Source organism: Deltaproteobacteria bacterium (assembly GCA_026129095.1).
Lineage (GTDB): Bacteria > JAGRBM01 > JAGRBM01 > JAGRBM01 > JAHCIT01 > JAHCIT01.
The window spans coordinates 103,793-121,032 of sequence record JAHCIT010000009.1; the positions used below are offsets into that span (position 1 = coordinate 103,793).

Consider the following 17,240-nt stretch of genomic DNA (forward strand, 5'->3'; position numbering starts at 1 on the left):
TGGATTTTCACGGATACCTCCTGGGCCGGGGATCCGTATAGCCCAGAACTTCCATGATGGTGTCATGAATTTTCGCCCGGAACGGGCCGAACCGGGGATTGGACCGGGTTGGACACACCCGGTTGGAAAGGACCAGCGCGATCACGTCGCTGCGGCGGTCGTACCACAGCGAGGTTCCGGTAAATCCAAGATGCCCCACCGATTCGAGCGAAAAGTACCGCCCCGCGGTGGAACCAGTATCGGAAGGCGTGTCCCATCCCGCCGTCCAGGTGTTGCCGGTCGGATCGGGCGAAACCGCCCAGACGCTTTCCAGAAACTGTCGTGAAAAGAGGCGTCCGGTTCCCATCCAGCATCTGCGGAACTCCAGAACGAGGTTGGCCAGCTGGTCGATTGTTCCGAACAGGCCCGACGAGCCACTCACTCCGCCCAGGAACCGCGTGTTCTCGTCCTCGACCACACCATAGAGAGGCCGGAGAAAGCCTTCCGGCACCGAAGTCGCCGCAATGCCGTTCGTCGCGGCCGGGCCGACTCCGTTCGGCCTGAACGAGGGGACATCGGCGCCCAGCGGCTCCGCAATCTCCGACTGGAAAAGCTCATCTAGTCCCTTCCTGCTTTCCGTTTCAAGCAAATGGCCGAGCACCAGATACCCGACATCCGAGTAGCAGACCACCCTGCCCGGCTCGTTTTCGAGCGGAGTGAACTTGGCAAGGTGATATGCGCCCTCCGGACCGTTGGCGTCCATCTGGTCCATCCGGATGATGGCCGGATAGCCGGACGTGTGCCGGAGCAGCTGTTCCAGCGTGATCGCGCCCTGCGGCTCGCCCTTCAGTTCGGGAAAAAAATCATCGAGACGGTCAGCGAGACCCCATTCGCCACTCTGTACGCGAAGCCAGACAAGCGGAGCCGTGCAAACCGCCTTGGTAAGGGAAGCGAGGTCATACAGCGTGCCCAGCGTGACTTTCCTGTCGCCCTGTTCGGACGAGAGGAAGCCCCTCGCCAGACTCACCCTGCATTCACCGCCCTGCCAGCACCCGGCAACGATCCCCGGAGCTGCCGCGCCGGAGACGACCTCCTCCAGCACCCGTTCCAGACGGCCCCAGTCGCTCAACGCCCCCCTCCCCACGGCGGACGAACGAGTTGCAGGCGTCCATCCCCCACAGCCACCTCTGCGCCCAGGGGAAGCGCGAGGTTGCGCCGCCCGTGCCCGGCAGCAAAGCCCGTCCAGACCGGCACTCCCAGTTCAGCACCGGCGGACTTCATCAGTTCCTCGACCGACTGGCGGTACCGTCTTGCACCTGCCGGTGGGCTGAAGTCGCCCAGCACAAGCGCCCGCACCCCCCGGAAAGCACCGCTCAGGCGAAGCTGGGTGAGAAACGCATCAAGCCGGTAGGCCTGCTCATTCACGTCTTCAAGAAAGACAATGCCGCCCAGCCGCGGAGGACAGCCGGTTCCACAAAGGGAGGCCAGCACGGCCAGGTTTCCTCCCGTGAGCCTGCCTTGCACCGGTTTCCCTGTTCTCCCGCCGGGACCGTAAAGAAGCTTCACCCGGCCAAGCGATGCGCCGGGCTCCAGCTTCCCGAACAGCAGTTTTTCATACTGCCGCCGCGTGGCCGGATGGACCGGCTTTCCGAACTGGGCCGGATGGGGCCCATGCAGGGACCATGCGGTTCCGGCACCTGCCAGTACCTGATGAATCACCGTGTTGTCCGAAAAACCCACGAACAGCTTGGCCTGACCGCCGAGCCGACTCTGGAGCAGCGGCGCGATCCGGGCGCAGCCGAATCCGCCACGCACGGCAAACAGCGCCTTGATCCCCGGATCCCGCCAGTATCCGAGGAACTCGTCCGCCCGAAGCGTGTCTGAACCTGAAAGATAGCGGTCCGGTTTTCTCGGAAGCCGGGTCGTCACCTTGAGTCCGAGACTTTCCAGATACCTGATTTCAGCGGCAAGTCTCGCCGCCTTGACGAACCCGGCGGGCGCAACGAGCGCGACGCGGTCGCCCGGCGAAAGCGGAACCGGCACATGTTTTCGGTTCAAATCCCTGACACCCCTGCCGTGGGCCCGGCCGGCCTGATATCCTGTCGCACGAACAGTCCTGATCGTATAAAATCCTTTCGATGTCCACAACCCGTGTACGCCGGGAAATCTTTCCGGCCTCCCCAGGCCGGATGGCGGGACTGCCTGCCGCCAGTTTCCGGCTGGAGCCCTGCCGTGCCTGAAATAACTGACCGGCGGTACATGAGGATGAAGGTGCTGCGCCCGCTATCCTTCACCTATGAGGACGAAACCTATGAAGCCGAGCTACGGGATATCTCACTCTGCGGCGCACTCGTCATTTCCGACGTGCCGGTGGAGACTGGCCGCCGTGTCCAGCTGGAAATAACGCTGCCGGAAACCGCCGAACCGGTCCGGGTGAACGGCAAGATCGTCCGCCTTCTCTCCCTTTCCGCCGGACTCGGCAACGGATTCGGGGTGGATTTCACGGTTGTTTCGCTTTCCAACCGTGAAATCATCGATGGATACGTCCGGTCCACATTCCGGCACTTCCGCAGACTCCAGTTCGAACTGAGCAAGTTCGATGTAGACTGGGACACGGTCAACAGGCTGATTCCCCACACATACCTGCCGGTACGGAACTATTCGGCGGAAACCCTGAGGAGCCTGGTGACAATCGAACTGGAGAGTTTCCGTCTGCGAAAAGTGGTTTCCGCCAGCGCGAACGGTTAATAGGCGCGGGCGATGAGTGCCAGAAAAGTGCCCAAGAAAATTGTCCTGACCGGAGGCCCCTGCGCCGGCAAGACGACCATCGCCGAAGTCCTCTCGCGGGCCTATGCCGGCGACATTGTGGTTGTGCCGGAGGCCGCCTCGACCCTGTTCAACGGCGGATTTCCCCGGTGGCCGGAACGCGAATCGCGGGCGGCGCTTCAGCGAAGCGTGTACCGGGTCCAGAACGAACTGGAAGTGGTCTATCGGGCCCACCATCCAAACCAGCTTCTGGTCCTGGATCGCGGAACCGTTGACGGCGCGGCCTACTGGCCCGATGGACCCGACGCCTTTTTCCAGACCATGCAGACCTCCCTTGAAGCTGAACTTGGCCGCTATCACCAGGTCATCTATCTGGAGAGCGCCGGAGAAGAAGCCTACCTGATTCACGGCAAGCGCAATCCAAACCGAACAGAAACCTGGGCAGAAGCCCGGCATCTTGACGAACTGACGCGAGCCCTGTGGGAGAAGCACCCGGCGATGACCGTCATCCCCAACCAGCGCGCCTTCAGCGAGAAAATCTCGGCGGTGTTACGGATCGTCGAGCAGGCGATGACGGCCTAGCCGCTCCGGCCGGTGGCGCCGCCAATGAGCGTGCGCCGAAGCCCGTACCACAGCTCCCTGAAACGGTCCTGCGGGCGGTCCAGAAGCAGAATGGGAAAGAGGCTGCGCGGTCCGAAGCCAAGCGGCGCACGGCCCATGGTGCAGCGCCGAAGCAGCCGGTCATCACCGGCAACACTGCCGTGTTCCAGTTCTCCCAATGGCGTCCCCAGCAGGCTCGCCGCTGCCCCGAGCGCCAGCATGACAAGCCGCTTCTCACCGCTCTTGCCGGCAAGCACCTCAAATGCGGCAGCGCTAATCTCTGTCTCCGGATGGCGCAGAAACCGGTCCAGGTCGTACAGGAACAGCAGGCGTTCACTGAAACCGTGCCAGGCGGCGTTCCTCGCCAGCCAGTAGAGCGCCGCCTCCGGCGTAAGCACAGGCCGTCCTGCATCCTTCGTCACAACAAAATCCGCAAACCGGAGCGGGCTCCCGGCGAATGGCCGGTCGTGAAGCTCCACGACCGTGCGGAAATCCCCATCAGTACGGACAAACCGCCACGGCCCCTCCTGTTCCCGGTCGAGCCGGTCAGCCCTGGTGTCCATCAGTTCATAACCGGACTGCCGGATTAGCAGCGCCATGTCGGCCCGGAAATCCGTGGGTACAATCAGGTCAATATCGCTCATGGGCCGCATCGCCGGGTCGATGCCCAGACGCTCAATCAGATCGGTCCCCTTGAGCGGTACGACGGGAATCCGGCTGCTCACGGCAGTCTCCAGCAGCTCACAGGCGACGTCGAGCTGAAGCACGGTTCTTGCCCGGATCGACCGGAGCAGCGGCGAGGAGGGGTCAACCCGTTCCATAACAGGCCCGGCAAGGCCGTGACCTGTAGCAGACTGAAACAGGGACGGACGGGGAGGAACCGGGAAAAGCACCCCCCGCAGGATCTTCACCAGCAGATTAAAATCGCCCGGCTCAGACTGGAACGCAACCGCGCCCTGTGAAGCAAAATTGTCTTTGTTTTCCATAGGTTACTGTGAGCCTAATCATGGCATTCAGCACCACTTCAGCCTACAATATCACAAGCTGACCCGAGGGCTGGCCTGTGCAATTTTGTGCGGCCACCGATAGCGCACAACGAGCCGGATGCAGAGCAGACTGAACCATACGAAATGCAAACCCAAGCAGCAGAGGCGGCGGCCGTTTCTGGCCGCGCTCGTGCTGGCCGCTGCCATGGTCGCCATTGAAAAGCCGGCGGACGCATTCATCACCGGATTCGACACCACGCTGGTTCCGCCTGCACCGAACAACTCGCTGGTGCTCGAGGTGCCGGCGGGTCAGCGTGGCACGGTCAGCGCGCTGGTATTTCCCTACAGCGGCGGCACCCCGGCGGCGGCTAACGACCATTTCGGCAATAACCAGGACGGCGGGTTCGCCTGGAACGTGGATGACTGTGCCGGAGCAAAGTACGCCGTCAGGTGGGATCCGGCTGGCGGAGGCGGCGCCGGGGGCGTCCGCCACTACGGCCTCACCAGTTGCAACGGAAACACGGGGAGATCCGGGCTGTTCAACGAGGTCTCCCGAACCCAGACCAACTTCAACGTCACCCCGTTCGGCGACCTGGAAGCCGTGATCCGGATGGAAACCTTCCAGAATGGCGCAGGAGGCGGACAGAACCGCCAGATGCGCGTCGTCCAGAAGACGGTCATCCGCAACAACAACCAGTGGTTCGGCCAGAGCTACCGGTTCACCAATGAAAGCGGTGTCAACTACAGCGACGGCGGCGGCGGACTGTGGTTCTTCAGCGGTGTGGACTGGAACTTCTGCCAGAACTTCAACAACGACGATTCAATCTATGACGCCGCCAGCGACACGATCATCGGCAACAAGCAAACAGCCTCCGTGCCGGCTACCTGCGGAGCCGGAAACTTCGTTGCCGGGGGATTTACCGCTCGCTGCACAGCGGGCGGATGCGCGCCGACCTGGACTTCCGACGTGCGCCGCTGCGCCGCCTACAACACGATCTGGAGCGACATGAACAGCAATGCCGGGACCGGCGGATGCCCGTACGGCGGTGACGCGGGAACTTACCTGCGCTGGAACCTGGGCGCCCTCAATGCCGGTGCGACCACAATTCTTCCGATCATCTGGTCATACCAGCAGAGCAGTTCCGTCGCCAATGCCCGCACGGCGGTCATCAATAGCATCCAGACCGGCATGCCCCAGCGGTACAACGCCTCCGCCATTGACATCACCTTCTCTCCGGAAACCAGCGGCGACCGGTACAACTCCCTCCTGACCGCGAACCTGACCATCGGCGGGAACGTGGGCCTCCGGGGCTGGGTAGACGTAACGGTTCCGTCAAACCTTTCCATCACCGGACCGGCTGGATGTCTTGTTGGAAGCCAGGCCATGACGGCCGTTGATCTGGCCGTTCCCAGCCCCGAGTCGGCCAGCGTCGGAACCTATAACCGCTCGCTGGCGAGCTGCGCCGCCGGTGTCCATACCGTCAATCTCTGCTCGAACCTCACCGATGATTCGACGCCCGGTGACGATTGCGTCTCCCGGACCTTCACCATTTCGACGTTCCTGATCGAGCCGGACGGCAACACGACCGCCGCACCGGGCGATACAGTCAACTACCCGGTCAGCACCTACAAGGACTCCACCGGCACGCAAACCTACGATTTCACGGTCAGCGCGTCCTCGCAGGGATGGACCACACAGCTCTGGTACATCGGCCCGGTAATCGGGGCGTGCGGCGCGCCGCCCTGCCTGATGGCCGAGGACACCGACGGGAACGGCACCTGGGATACCGTCACCGCCGCCTTTGACACGAACAGCAACGGCAACCCCGATTTCGGCGTCTCCAACGGAATCAACAACGGCGCGGGCGCCGGTTCCCCGCGCCTGCAGATCCGCAAGCTCATACCAGTTACGGAAGGGTCTGGAATCACCGACGAAACCGTGTTGACGGGAACTGAGGGAGCCAATACCGACACGCTGACCGTGACGACCTCCACGACGGCGCCCACGCCCGTCACCAAGACGCTTCATCTGCACCCGGCCAACCAGATGAACACGTTCCCGGACACGCAGGTCGCGGCCAGCAACACCGCTGTCGCCCCGGCCTCGACCATTTTCTGGCAGCAGACAACCGCCTTCGCCACCGGGTTCAACATTCTGGGCGCGGGAAACATTGTCGGGCAGATGTACGTCGGGACCGCCGGTGCGAACCGGAGTGTCACCTTTACCCTGCTCACGACCGGCCCCAGCGGCTGCCCGGCGAACCTGGGAGCGGTCACCCAGAACATCAATCAGCCGGCGGCCAACCCTGCGCTCACGACCGTCAATTTCGCCAGCATTCCCACCCTGGAGGTTCCCGCAGGCTGCCGCGTGGTGCTGGCCATCACCAACAACACGGTCACGGCCGGCAACCTCACGGTCTATCACGACAACCAGGGGACCGGGCACCGCAGCCGCATCAACTTCACAACGACGAGCTTCGTGCGCGTGGCGGACATGGACCTTTATTCCGGCGCCTGCCCGGGCACGACGCCCGTCCTGTCGATCGCCCCCACCGGCGCGCCGGGGCCCGACGGCATCACTGCCTGCCTGCGGGCGGTCATCAGCGATCCGTTCGGCGCGGGCGACATCGGTGCGCCCCCGCCCACACCCGTCAACTTTGCCAAGATTTCGGTCACCGACCCGTTCGGCAGCTACATGTGCTACCAGGGCGTCGGCAATCCCTCCACCAACTGCAACCGCATCAACAACCTGGAGATGAACTTCCTGTCGGCGACAGCCTCCAGCAACACGTACACGTTCGGTATTCCGATACCGTCCAAGCATCCGACCTCCGGCGACCAGCAGGCCCAGGCCCAGACCGGGACCTATGAAGTCACGGTCACCGGCTACGAATCCAATGGCGTCACCTATACCCGGTCTTTCACCTTCTTCGTGACCGCCGCACTGGCCGCCAAACTGCTGTCCTTCGAGGGCAGCGGCTATGAAAACCGAAACGACATTCGCTGGCTCACCGGGCAGGAGATCGACACGCTCGGCTACAACATCTACCGGAGTGACCTGCCGGACCGGGGCTTCGTTTCGGTCAATCCGTACCTGATCAAGGGGCTCGGCTACTCGGCCGTGGGCGGCGCCTACCAGTTCGCTGACACCACCGTCGAAACAGGCCGCGGCTACTACTACATTCTCGAAGAGGTTGAATCGTCAGGAAGCACCCACCGCTACGGCCCCATTTTCGTGGAAGCCCGGCTGGACCATGAAGCGCCGCCCTCCGACTTCACCCACGCGAACAACTATCTCACCAGCGTCGTTCCGCCCACCATTCTGGATCCGCTGCTACCGGCCGACGAGATGCCACCCGCACCGCCCGACGCCGCGACGCTCCGGACGAACGAAACTCCGGCAGGAGGCGACACCCCGGCCCAGAGCCGCACGGTAGATGTGGAGATCATCCTCCCGGCTCCGGCGTGGTCCACGGTCGAGATCGGCGATGACGCCTGGGACCGGATCGAGATGCACGGTCTCGACCTGGTGGCTCCCGCCGGATACCCGGCCGTTCCCGGCGCCACGTATCTCATCAAGGCTCCGCAGGGCACATTCACCGGGCACCAGATCACCGGCACGGACTGGTATCCCGACTACGGCCGGCAGATCCTCCCGGTTGCAGAAACCGGGCTTCCCGCCTCCGCACTGAATGACCTCGTTGGAGCCGACACTACCGAGCCGGGACCGCCCTCACCGGACGCCATCGTTTATGGGTCCGACGCGCTCTTCCCCTCCGATGCCGTTGTCGTGAGTCCACCGGTGGAGATCGGCGGCCAGCGGTTTGTCCCCGTGCATGTCACCGGATACCAGTGGAACCCCGTATCCGGCACGGGCCGCGTCATCCAGCGCATCACGCTGAAACTCCAGTTCACGGACGTGCAGGAGACCAATGCCCTGCCCGCCGTCGATACAGCCCTTCAGCGGCAATGGACACTTGCCTCCAGTCCTGCGGCCGTGAAGGTGCTGGTCGGCCATGACGGCATCCAGTCGGTGACGGCTGACGACCTGGGTGCAGCCGGGCTCACGCTCGGCGGCCCTGCCGCCAACATCCAGTGCTTCCGGAAGGGGAAGGAAATTGCCGTCGATGTGATCGACGCGAACGTGAACGGCCTGTTCGATTCGGGCGACGGGATACTCTTTTACGGCGAGAACGACGCGGGTGAATACCGCCTCACCTCGGCCTACTGGTGCATGGCCGGTACCAGCCCGGGCCTCCGGCCTGAAATCGTGGACGCCCAGCCGGATATCGCCCCGCCGGTTCCAGAGGGGTCGTGGTTCCTCGCCAGCCACCGCTACGAGGAGGACAAGGTCTACTTCGAGACGCTGAATGCCCAGGACGAAGACCACTGGTTCTGGAAGACGCTATCGGCACAGGCAGGACAGAACGGCGCCCTGAACAACTTCACCGTCACCGCCAATGGGCTGAACACGGCCGGCCCGCTGGCGGCGGTGACGTTCCAGATCCGGGGGCAGACAGTCAGCACCGCCACACCGGTCAACAACCATCATGTCCGCGTGTTTATCAACGGCACGAAAGTGGATGATTTCCTGTTCACCGGCCGGGAACTGGTCACACGGCGCACGTCCTTCAGTTCATCGCTGCTTGCCTCCGGAAACAACACGGTCGCCTTCCAGGTGATTGGCGACCGGGTGTCGAGCGGATTCGTGACGAGCTGGCTCAACTGGATCCAGATCATCTATCCCCGCAGCTACCAGATGCAGGATGGCCGCCTCGACTTCACCACCCCCGGCGACGGCCGTTACATGGTGACGGACGTGGACGGGAACCCCTGTCTCTACGACGTTTCCGATCCGGTCAGGATCAAGAAACTGACCGGCGGAATGGCCTTCGGCGGAACGCTGACGTTTGCCGTCGCGGGCGACGCCCACAAGCGGATACTCACCGCCGTGACCCCAACAGGGGTGAGATACCCGCCCGTTCAGGCCAATACGCCATCCACGCTGAACGATGTCCGCCGCCGGGCCGATTACATCGCCATCGGGCCGGACGACCTGCTCGCGGCAGCCGAGCCGCTGCTCCAGCACCGTGAACGAGAGGGGATGCGTGTCCTGCGCGCCCGCGTAAGCGACGTGATGGACGAGTTCGGCTGGGGAGACAGCGACCCGCTGGCCATCCGCGGGCTGTTCCGCCACGCCTGGCACCGGTTCCCGTCGAAACCCAAATACGCGCTGCTGGTGGGCGATGCCGACCAGGATGCCCGCGGAATGCTGGCTCCGCCCGCCGCGGGGAACCAGCACCAGACGCCGACGTTCCTCTACGACAATCCGCATTTCCGCGCACCGGCGGACAACTACCTCGCCCTCCTCGAAGGGTTCGATATCGTCCCGGATCTTGCGGTGGGGCGTCTTTCGGCCCGCAATGCCGGAGAAGTGACCGCCCAGGTGGAAAAGATTCTCGCCTACGAGGCGCAGCCGATGACCGCGCCTCATGTGCAAACCGTGACCCTCGTGGCCGACAACGCCATGAACAAGCCCGAGGACAAGCTGATCCGGGCACAAACCGAAAGTGATATCGTACCGATCGTCACGGGCTCCGGCCGCTCGGTAAACCGGCTGTACCTGGCCGACGGTTCCCCCCCACCGAATCTGCCGGCGACGACGGCCGGTGTCGCCGGCAGCCTGAACGCGGGCTCCCTGCTGCTCTATTACCGCGGTCACGGCTCATCGCTCCTGTGGGCGGACGAGCAGATTTTCCGCACCCACAATCCGTTCCTTCCCATCGGACCCAGCAACCGCGAGGACTGGGACCTGGTGTCGAACACCGAGCGGCTCGCGGTTGTCACCACGTTCGGCTGCCTCGACGGAAACTACGTCAACCCCTACACGTCGTCGATGTCGGAAGTGGCTATGCGGCGTGCCGATTCGGGCGTCGCGGCCTACCTGGCAGGCAGCGGCCTCTCGACACCGCCTGCCCATTCGGCGGCCGCACGGGCATTCTACGAAGCCGCCCTCGGGACCGGGCTCGTCCGGATCGGCGACGCCATGCGTGCTGCCATCATGGCCGCGGCCGGAGTGGGAGATGCCGACAGCTTCCTGCTGACCTGGACCCTGTTTGGCGATCCGGCCATGCGGCTCAGGATCAACCATGCGCCAGTGATCGACGCGAAGGTACCCGCCTCGTGGGCCGGCAGTTCGTCCGTTCCGCTCGATGCACGCAACTCCGCCGACCCGAACGGCGATACGGTTTCCTTCCGCTGGACGCTCATCGACAGGCCCGCCGCCGCCACCTCGGCCCAGATCCGCGGCGCCGAAACGGCCCGTGCGGTGCTGGTGCCTGGCGGGACGGGCCGCTACCGGGTACGGCTTACCGTGACAGACTCGTGGGGGCTGACCTCGCTCAGGGATTTCACCACCACTGTCCAGAGCCTCGACACCGACGGCGACCTGGACGGAATCCCCGATTCGGTCGAGATACTCCTCGGGACGAATCCCAACAGCTCCGATTCCGATGGCGACGGCATTGATGACCTTACCGAACTGGGCGACTTCAGCCGGCCCTGGGATACCGACCGGGACGGCGTGATTGACGCCCTCGACACCGATTCGGACGGCGACGGCATCAGCGACCGGCTGGAGGGCACCTCCGACACCGACGGCGACGGCGTGCCGAACTACCGCGACCTCGACTCCGACGGCGACGGAAAGCCCGACAGCATTGAAGGGACGGGCGATCTCGACGGCGATGGCATCCCCAACTGGCTGGATGCCGACGACCACGACGGCCCGCTCGGCGACCCCGACATGGACGGCGTGACGAACCTCGTGGAAAACCTCTGTGGCAGCAGCCCGTGGCATTTCGATTCCGACCGGGACGGCATACCGGACGGCATCGAGGCATTTGTAACCGAAACCGGCTCGTTCGACCTGGACGGCTACCCGGCCGGCGCCATCCACAGCGACTGCGGCCTCCCCGACCGGGATGGCGACGGCATCCCCGACATACTGGACCCCGATACGGACGGCGACGGCATCCCCGACCTTGTGGAAGGTGCCCGTGACCTGGACGGCGACGGCATCCCCAACTTCCGCGACCTCGACTCCGATGGCGACGGCATCCCCGACGCCGCGCTGGAAGACGGCTCGCCCAACTACGAGATCCCCGTCACCACCGAACCCCGCTTCGCAATCGAAGAATAGACGGGTTCGCTTACCCAAAAATAACGAGCCCGGGTTATACCCCGGGCTCAAGGTTGTTCCGGAAGGTTGCCCAACCGGATTAACATTCAGTTTTTTGTTGTGTAGAATATTTTCCGCTTAGCGGACGAATATGTGCTTAGGGGATTGAAAAAATTTGCCCCAGGCCGTGGGTTACACGAACTGGGGCTAGATGCAATAAGCCTGCGGATTTTCACCTTTTGGGTGTCACCTTATTTTGGGTGCGGGCAGGCTCCAGTCAGTTACGCGACAAAAATAGTCCGAATGTTATCCGGAATCAAGAGGGTTCAACCAAATGGAAGATTACAACTTCAAAACCACCTTGGGTTTCGATATCGGAACGAACTCTGTCGGAAGCGCATGGGTAGACGTTTCAGGACGCGACATCACCTTTGGAGTCAGTATATTCCCCAAAGGCGTAGAGGAAAGTGAAAGCAAACGAGGAGCGCCAAAAAACCTGGCTCGCCGATCCAAACGATCTCAACGGCGAATGTTTGATAGGCGAGCAAAAAGGTTACGCCGCTTACGGTCGGTCCTCACAGCGCACGGCCTGCTACCTTCAGACCCCGAAGAATTCCGGCGCCTGTTCTATCCGACGAGAAAAGAAATAAAACAAACCGGAAAAAAGCAAGACAATCCATGGCTGCTCCGCCGAAAAGCATTGTCCGAACCGCTTGAACCATACGAACTTGGTAGAGTGCTTCTGCACCTTTCCCAGCAGCGTGGAGCGTTTGGCGTAGATTTTGAAGAAGGTGATACCGAATCAGAGAACAGGAAAGAACAGCCCCAGAAGAAGGAAGCTTTGGCACGGACCCAATGCGAACTGAACGGCCGCACTTACGGTCAAATGATGGCCGACCTGTTCGATACGGAAAAAGTTCCTCTGAAAGAACAACCACCCGATGGCAAATTCTACCGGAAGCCCATACGCAACAGACGGGGCGCTTACCTGTTTCATGCCGACAGAGAGATGATTCGGGATGAATTCCGGCGGATTTGGACAAAACAGAAGTCATTACCTGGGAAACTCACTGGGCTGCTCACCGACGATTTCAGAACCATACTTGATAACCCCCAAGGCGATGCGACCTGGCGTCACAAAGGCGAGATATTTGGTCAGCGGCGCACTTACTGGGACACCGGTACGCTCAGCCGGTGCATACTGGAACCGACCGATTTATGCTGCCCGCTTGGCGACCGCTATGCACAGGAATTTAGGGTGCTTGAAACCGTCAACAGCATCCGTATTGACGACCGTGCGCCAGGATCACGGCCGTTGACAGACGAAGAACGCGCCGCTCTTATTACCGCATTACGGAAAGAGAGGAATGGCACCGTTGAGCGGGTGAAGAAAGCTCTCGAAATCGACAAGAAAACCCTCAGAAAGAAGGGGGGCGCTGACGTCTATCGCCTTAACCTGGAAAACGATCCCGACCGAGAGATCAATACCGACTGGTTTTACCGGGAAATCGTACACGGGGTATTCGGCCATGATTCGATTGAGAATTTGTCCGATGCCGACCGCGTTCGCCGTCTCGATTCCGTCAATAGCGCACTGCTCAAATACGATCCTGCGTCTGCAGCAGATAGTCATCGCTTATCGGACAAAGCGGAAGCATGGTGGAAGCTGGATTCAAGTCAGATAGAACGGCTGCTCACTGCGTGGAAAGAACGCCCGAATCCACAACAACGAATGAGGCTTTCCCGGCGGGCGATTATCAATCTGTTGCCTTATTTGAGGCAAGGCTATTCAGTCACAGAGGCCAGGCAACATTTTGCGGAAGACGAACAAAGTGGAGCTTCTCCAGAACAACGCATACGATATGCACATACCGTTACTGAAGCAGTAAAAACGATTCTTAAAAACTCCGTACCTCCTCAAGACCTTCCCAGGCTTTTCCAGCTACGAACATCCAATAAAGCAACCCGTCGGTATATTGAGAGACGAAATGGAGTTTTGCCGCCACCACCATTTATCGCCAATCGCGTGGCCCGGAAAGCTGTCTACGAGGTCCGAAGACATCTGATTCATTACTTACGAAAGTTCGGCCAAAAACCCGATAGAGTGATCGTTGAACTAGCCAGGGATGCTACCCAGCCAGCCAAGCGCCGAGACAAACAGCTCGCAGAAAACCGGCAGAGAGAAAAAGACCGAAAAACCATCCTTGAATCATATGGATTATCCGGGAAACAAAAAAATCAGCAAGATAAAGCTGTTGAACGTATTCGCTTGTGGCAGGAACAAAAGGGTATCTGCCCCTATTCCGGAGAGTGCATTCCACCTCAGATTCTGACCGATAGCAATGCCATGCCTGGTAAACGGATAGAAGTCGACCACATCATTCCTCGAAGCCGTTCCGGCGTAGACAACAGCTTCAACAATAAGTTGCTATGTTTTGCGGATTCCAACAGGACCAAGGGAGACCGCACTCCGAAAGAGTGGTTAACGGCGGAGCAGTTCGAACAACTGGAGCAACGACTCCAGCATCTTCCCGGGAAAAATGGTGTTAATCCGGTCAAATGGAAAATCCTGCATAAAGACGCACCAAAATCCGATGAGGATGGATTTACCAACTCTCAGCTATCCGATACCGCTTATGCCTCTGTGCAAATCTGCGACTATTTACGCAACGCCCTTTACGACGGAGAGATGGATGGCAGACGCCGCGTGTTTACAACGAAAGGCCGATTTACCGCCATACTTCGTAAGGAGTGGGGCCTGTTTGAAAGTGCTCTTGATGCCGAATGGCATCCGGAGTTAGCCCAGCCTGCCGCTGAAATAGAGCCCGGAAATGACCGGCCTGTCAGCCGTAAGGATGGAAAGCGCCGATGGGATCACCGCCATCATGCAATAGACGCCGTCGTAATTGCCATGACCGGCCCTGAGCGAATCCAGGAGCTATCCCGGCGTGCTCAGCAACAAGAATTGCAGAAAAAAGAAAGTGGACTCACACCGAAACAGGCGAAACTTGACCCGCCATGGAATAGTTTTAAAGATCAAGTACTTACAAAATTGAAAGGCCACGTAGTTGCGCACCGGCCCACAAAGCGAAAAGTGGTCGGAGCTCTACATGAAGACAACCCTTTCGGACGGGCGAAATCACCGGTGAACCGCGATACATACCTAAAAGGTCTCTACCAGCAGCGCGTCGGGGTATCGAAGATCACGGACAGCAGCTTTGGAGAGATTAGACCGCCTTCCAAGGCAAATGGCGAATGGAGTACAGGAGGCAAACCCGTAATCTTGAATCCCACACTCCGAAAACAACTTAAATTACACGGCGCTATAGACAAAAATACAAGGGTGATTTTACAAACTACCGGAATCCCGGTATTCAAATGGACGAGCGCACGGGCGATCGGAGACCCTGTCGAGATAAAGTCCCGGAAAGATGGCGTTCAGAGATTTTATCGCCCCGATAATAACCATCATATCGAGATATTAGCGCATAAAGAATCCAATGAATGGACTGGAATTTGCTGGAGCATGTTCCATGCTGCGCGCAGAGCAAAACCCCCAAAAATACTTAAACAGTATCGCCTACCATTGGTCATAGGTCGAAGCCTTGGACAATTAATTGAAAATCGAGATCATCTCTCAGCTTCTCTAGCAACATTGTATGGAGATGAATTAGGTCTGAAATTATTTAGAATATATGAATCGCATAATTTTATTTTTTCGGTCAGTTTAGGAGAGATTTTCCGGATGAGGCATAAAAAGACCAATATGCCAGGATTTTTCAAAGTCGTAAAAATCGAGGACAGAAGCATCACTTTCACCGGCCACTGGGATGCTCGAGGAGCCCCCAGCAAAAAACCTAATGATGGCAAGAAAAACAAACAAAAGACTGGGACAGCAGGCACTATCGGCACGTCAGAAATGGTAGCGAACCCGCCTCGAGATGAATTCAGCTGCAGTCCTGCACAAATGAAAGATTTAGGTTCTGAACCCGGTATCGCACCCTACAAGGTAAGAATTAGCCCCCTAGGAGTAATAGAGAAAATCGAACTGGATTGACCTTCCCCCTGAAAACCGATCCAGTTTTTGGGGTGAGGTCACCCATGATTAAACGCTGTATCGAAATCTCGGAGAAGCCCGCCTACCTGTCGCTGCGCGACGGGCAGATGATCATCAAACACGGAGACGAAATCCTCTCAACCGTTCCCATCGAGGATCTGGGCGTCCTCATCGTGGACAACCCCGGCGTCACCTATTCCCACGGCCTGCTCGGTGCCCTGCTGGAGGCGAACGTGGCCGTCGTCGTCTGCGGCCGGAACCGCCACCCGGCGGGGCTGCTGCTGCCGGTGGAGGGCCATACGCTCCAGAACCGGGCGGCAGCAGCGCAGGCGGCGGCCAGCGACAGCCTGCGGAAACGGCTCTGGAGGCAGATCGTGCGGGCCAAGGTGCAGCACCAGGGGCAGGTGGTGGCCGAACAGGGAGCCGAGGCCGGCGCGTTCACGGAACTGGCCCGGCAGGTGAAGAATGGCGACCCAGACAACATCGAGGCGCAGGCGGCGCAGCGGTACTGGCCGCTGCTGTTCACTCCCGCCTTCCGGCGGAGCGACGAATCGCAGTTCATCAACTCGTTTCTCGACTACGGCTACACGGTGCTGCGGGCGGCGGTGGCGCGGGCCATCGCCGGGGCCGGACTGCACCCCTCGCTGGGGCTCCACCACCGGAACCAGTACAACGCCTTCGCGCTGGCCGATGACCTCATCGAGCCGTTCCGCCCGTTCACCGACCGGGCGGTGATCCGGCTGGTGAACGGGCAGGCGGACACCCTGGACAAGCGGGCCAAGGCCGAACTCCTCAGCGTGCTGTCGGTTCCGGCTGCCATCCAGAACCGGCGGGTTCCGCTCATGGTGGCCCTGCATACGACGGCGGCGTCGCTCCGCGAGTGCTACACGGGCGAGCGGGACACCCTGGAGTTTCCGGCGCCATGAGCGTCACGTTCGGGGGGTTCCGGTCCATGTGGCTCGTGTCAATGTTCGATCTGCCCGTGGACACGGCTGAGGCCCGCAAGCAGTACACCCGGTTCCGCAAGGGGCTTCTCAAGGACGGCTTTACGATGATGCAGTTCTCGGTGTACATTCGCCACTGCGCGTCGGACGAAAACGCGCAGGTCCACGCCAGGCGGGTGCAGGCGATGCTCCCCCCGGACGGCGAGGTGAGGCTGCTTCTCATCACCGACAAGCAGTTCGGACGAATGCAGGTTTACTGGGGAAAACGGCGCAGGCCGCCGGAAAACGCCCCGGCCCAGGTGGAGATGTTCTGATGGCTGGCCCGTATCCCGTAAGCCCCCGAAACCGCTTTCACCGGCGATTTCAGGGGCTTACGGGAGGGGTAGTGTAACTGACTGGAGCCTGCCCGCAACTCAAAACCGTATATCCTGTCGATGGTCTGTTCGACCAGTGTAACTGACTGGAGCCTGCCCGCAACTCAAAACCATAGAGCTGGCGGAAAGCGCATTCTACAGAGTGTAACTGACTGGAGCCTGCCCGCAACTCAAAACTCGCGGTTATAGACGTTGAACCGTTCGCCAGTGTAACTGACTGGAGCCTGCCCGCAACTCAAAACTCACCGGAGCCCCCGGAGGCATCGGGGCTTAGTGTAACTGACTGGAGCCTGCCCGCAACTCAAAACATCTCAGGGCACGGTGGCAGCGCCTCGATAAGTGTAACTGACTGGA

The 17,240-nt window shown here is 60.6% G+C and carries 9 protein-coding genes and 1 CRISPR repeat array (1 of these 10 cut by a window edge); of the genes, 6 read left to right on the top strand and 3 right to left on the bottom strand.

The window, feature by feature from the left end:
- Positions 1-7 precede the first annotated feature (7 nt).
- Both KIT79_13265 and KIT79_13270 read right to left on the bottom strand, forming a co-directional pair.
- On the bottom strand, positions 8-1,108 hold the full coding sequence (locus KIT79_13265) for a beta-lactamase family protein (protein ID MCW5830273.1): 1,101 nt from the start codon (positions 1,106-1,108) through the stop codon (positions 8-10).
- Complete coding sequence (locus KIT79_13270; GenBank protein ID MCW5830274.1) at positions 1,105-2,037, bottom strand: LD-carboxypeptidase; 933 nt, start codon at positions 2,035-2,037, stop codon at positions 1,105-1,107. Before KIT79_13270 ends, KIT79_13265 begins: the two co-directional genes overlap by 4 nt.
- Positions 2,038-2,211: 174 nt before the next feature.
- On the opposite strand from KIT79_13270, the gene KIT79_13275 reads away from it, so the two are divergent.
- Positions 2,212-2,727 (top strand): PilZ domain-containing protein, encoded by a 516-nt coding sequence (locus KIT79_13275; protein ID MCW5830275.1) that lies wholly within the window; start codon positions 2,212-2,214, stop codon positions 2,725-2,727.
- A gap of 12 nt (positions 2,728-2,739) precedes the next feature.
- Positions 2,740-3,327, top strand: coding sequence for an ATP-binding protein (locus KIT79_13280; protein MCW5830276.1), 588 nt, complete (start codon positions 2,740-2,742; stop codon positions 3,325-3,327).
- On the opposite strand, the gene KIT79_13285 is transcribed toward KIT79_13280, so the two are convergent.
- A complete protein-coding gene (locus KIT79_13285; GenBank protein ID MCW5830277.1) occupies positions 3,324-4,331 on the bottom strand; it encodes a nucleotidyltransferase family protein in 1,008 nt (335 codons plus the stop codon). The genes KIT79_13280 and KIT79_13285 overlap by 4 nt on opposite strands.
- Positions 4,332-4,449: 118 nt before the next feature.
- On the opposite strand from KIT79_13285, the gene KIT79_13290 reads away from it, so the two are divergent.
- The 4 genes from KIT79_13290 (at position 4,450) to cas2 (ending at position 16,826) form a co-directional block, all read left to right on the top strand.
- Positions 4,450-11,532, top strand: coding sequence for a hypothetical protein (locus tag KIT79_13290; GenBank protein MCW5830278.1), 7,083 nt, complete (start codon positions 4,450-4,452; stop codon positions 11,530-11,532).
- Positions 11,533-11,845: 313 nt separating this feature from the next.
- Complete coding sequence (cas9, locus tag KIT79_13295) at positions 11,846-15,568, top strand: type II CRISPR RNA-guided endonuclease Cas9 (protein ID MCW5830279.1); 3,723 nt, start codon at positions 11,846-11,848, stop codon at positions 15,566-15,568.
- Positions 15,569-15,612: 44 nt separating this feature from the next.
- Complete coding sequence (gene cas1, locus KIT79_13300) at positions 15,613-16,494, top strand: type II CRISPR-associated endonuclease Cas1 (protein ID MCW5830280.1); 882 nt, start codon at positions 15,613-15,615, stop codon at positions 16,492-16,494.
- A gap of 26 nt (positions 16,495-16,520) precedes the next feature.
- On the top strand, positions 16,521-16,826 hold the full coding sequence (cas2, locus tag KIT79_13305; GenBank protein ID MCW5830281.1) for a CRISPR-associated endonuclease Cas2: 306 nt from the start codon (positions 16,521-16,523) through the stop codon (positions 16,824-16,826).
- Positions 16,827-16,896: 70 nt separating this feature from the next.
- A CRISPR array of direct repeats spans positions 16,897-17,240; the repeat unit is 36 nt; unit sequence AGTGTAACTGACTGGAGCCTGCCCGCAACTCAAAAC (it continues 20 nt past the right edge of the window).

Bases quoted from the DNA above. Each gene is read 5' to 3' on its own strand.
- KIT79_13280 (MCW5830276.1), top strand. From the start codon at position 2,740: ATGAGTGCCAGAAAAGTGCCCAAGAAAATTGTCCTGACCGGAGGCCCC.
- KIT79_13285 (MCW5830277.1), bottom strand. From the start codon at position 4,331: ATGGAAAACAAAGACAATTTTGCTTCACAGGGCGCGGTTGCGTTCCAG.
- KIT79_13290 (MCW5830278.1), top strand. From the start codon at position 4,450: ATGCAGAGCAGACTGAACCATACGAAATGCAAACCCAAGCAGCAGAGG.
- cas9 (MCW5830279.1), top strand. From the start codon at position 11,846: ATGGAAGATTACAACTTCAAAACCACCTTGGGTTTCGATATCGGAACG.
- cas1 (MCW5830280.1), top strand. From the start codon at position 15,613: ATGATTAAACGCTGTATCGAAATCTCGGAGAAGCCCGCCTACCTGTCG.
- cas2 (MCW5830281.1), top strand. From the start codon at position 16,521: ATGTGGCTCGTGTCAATGTTCGATCTGCCCGTGGACACGGCTGAGGCC.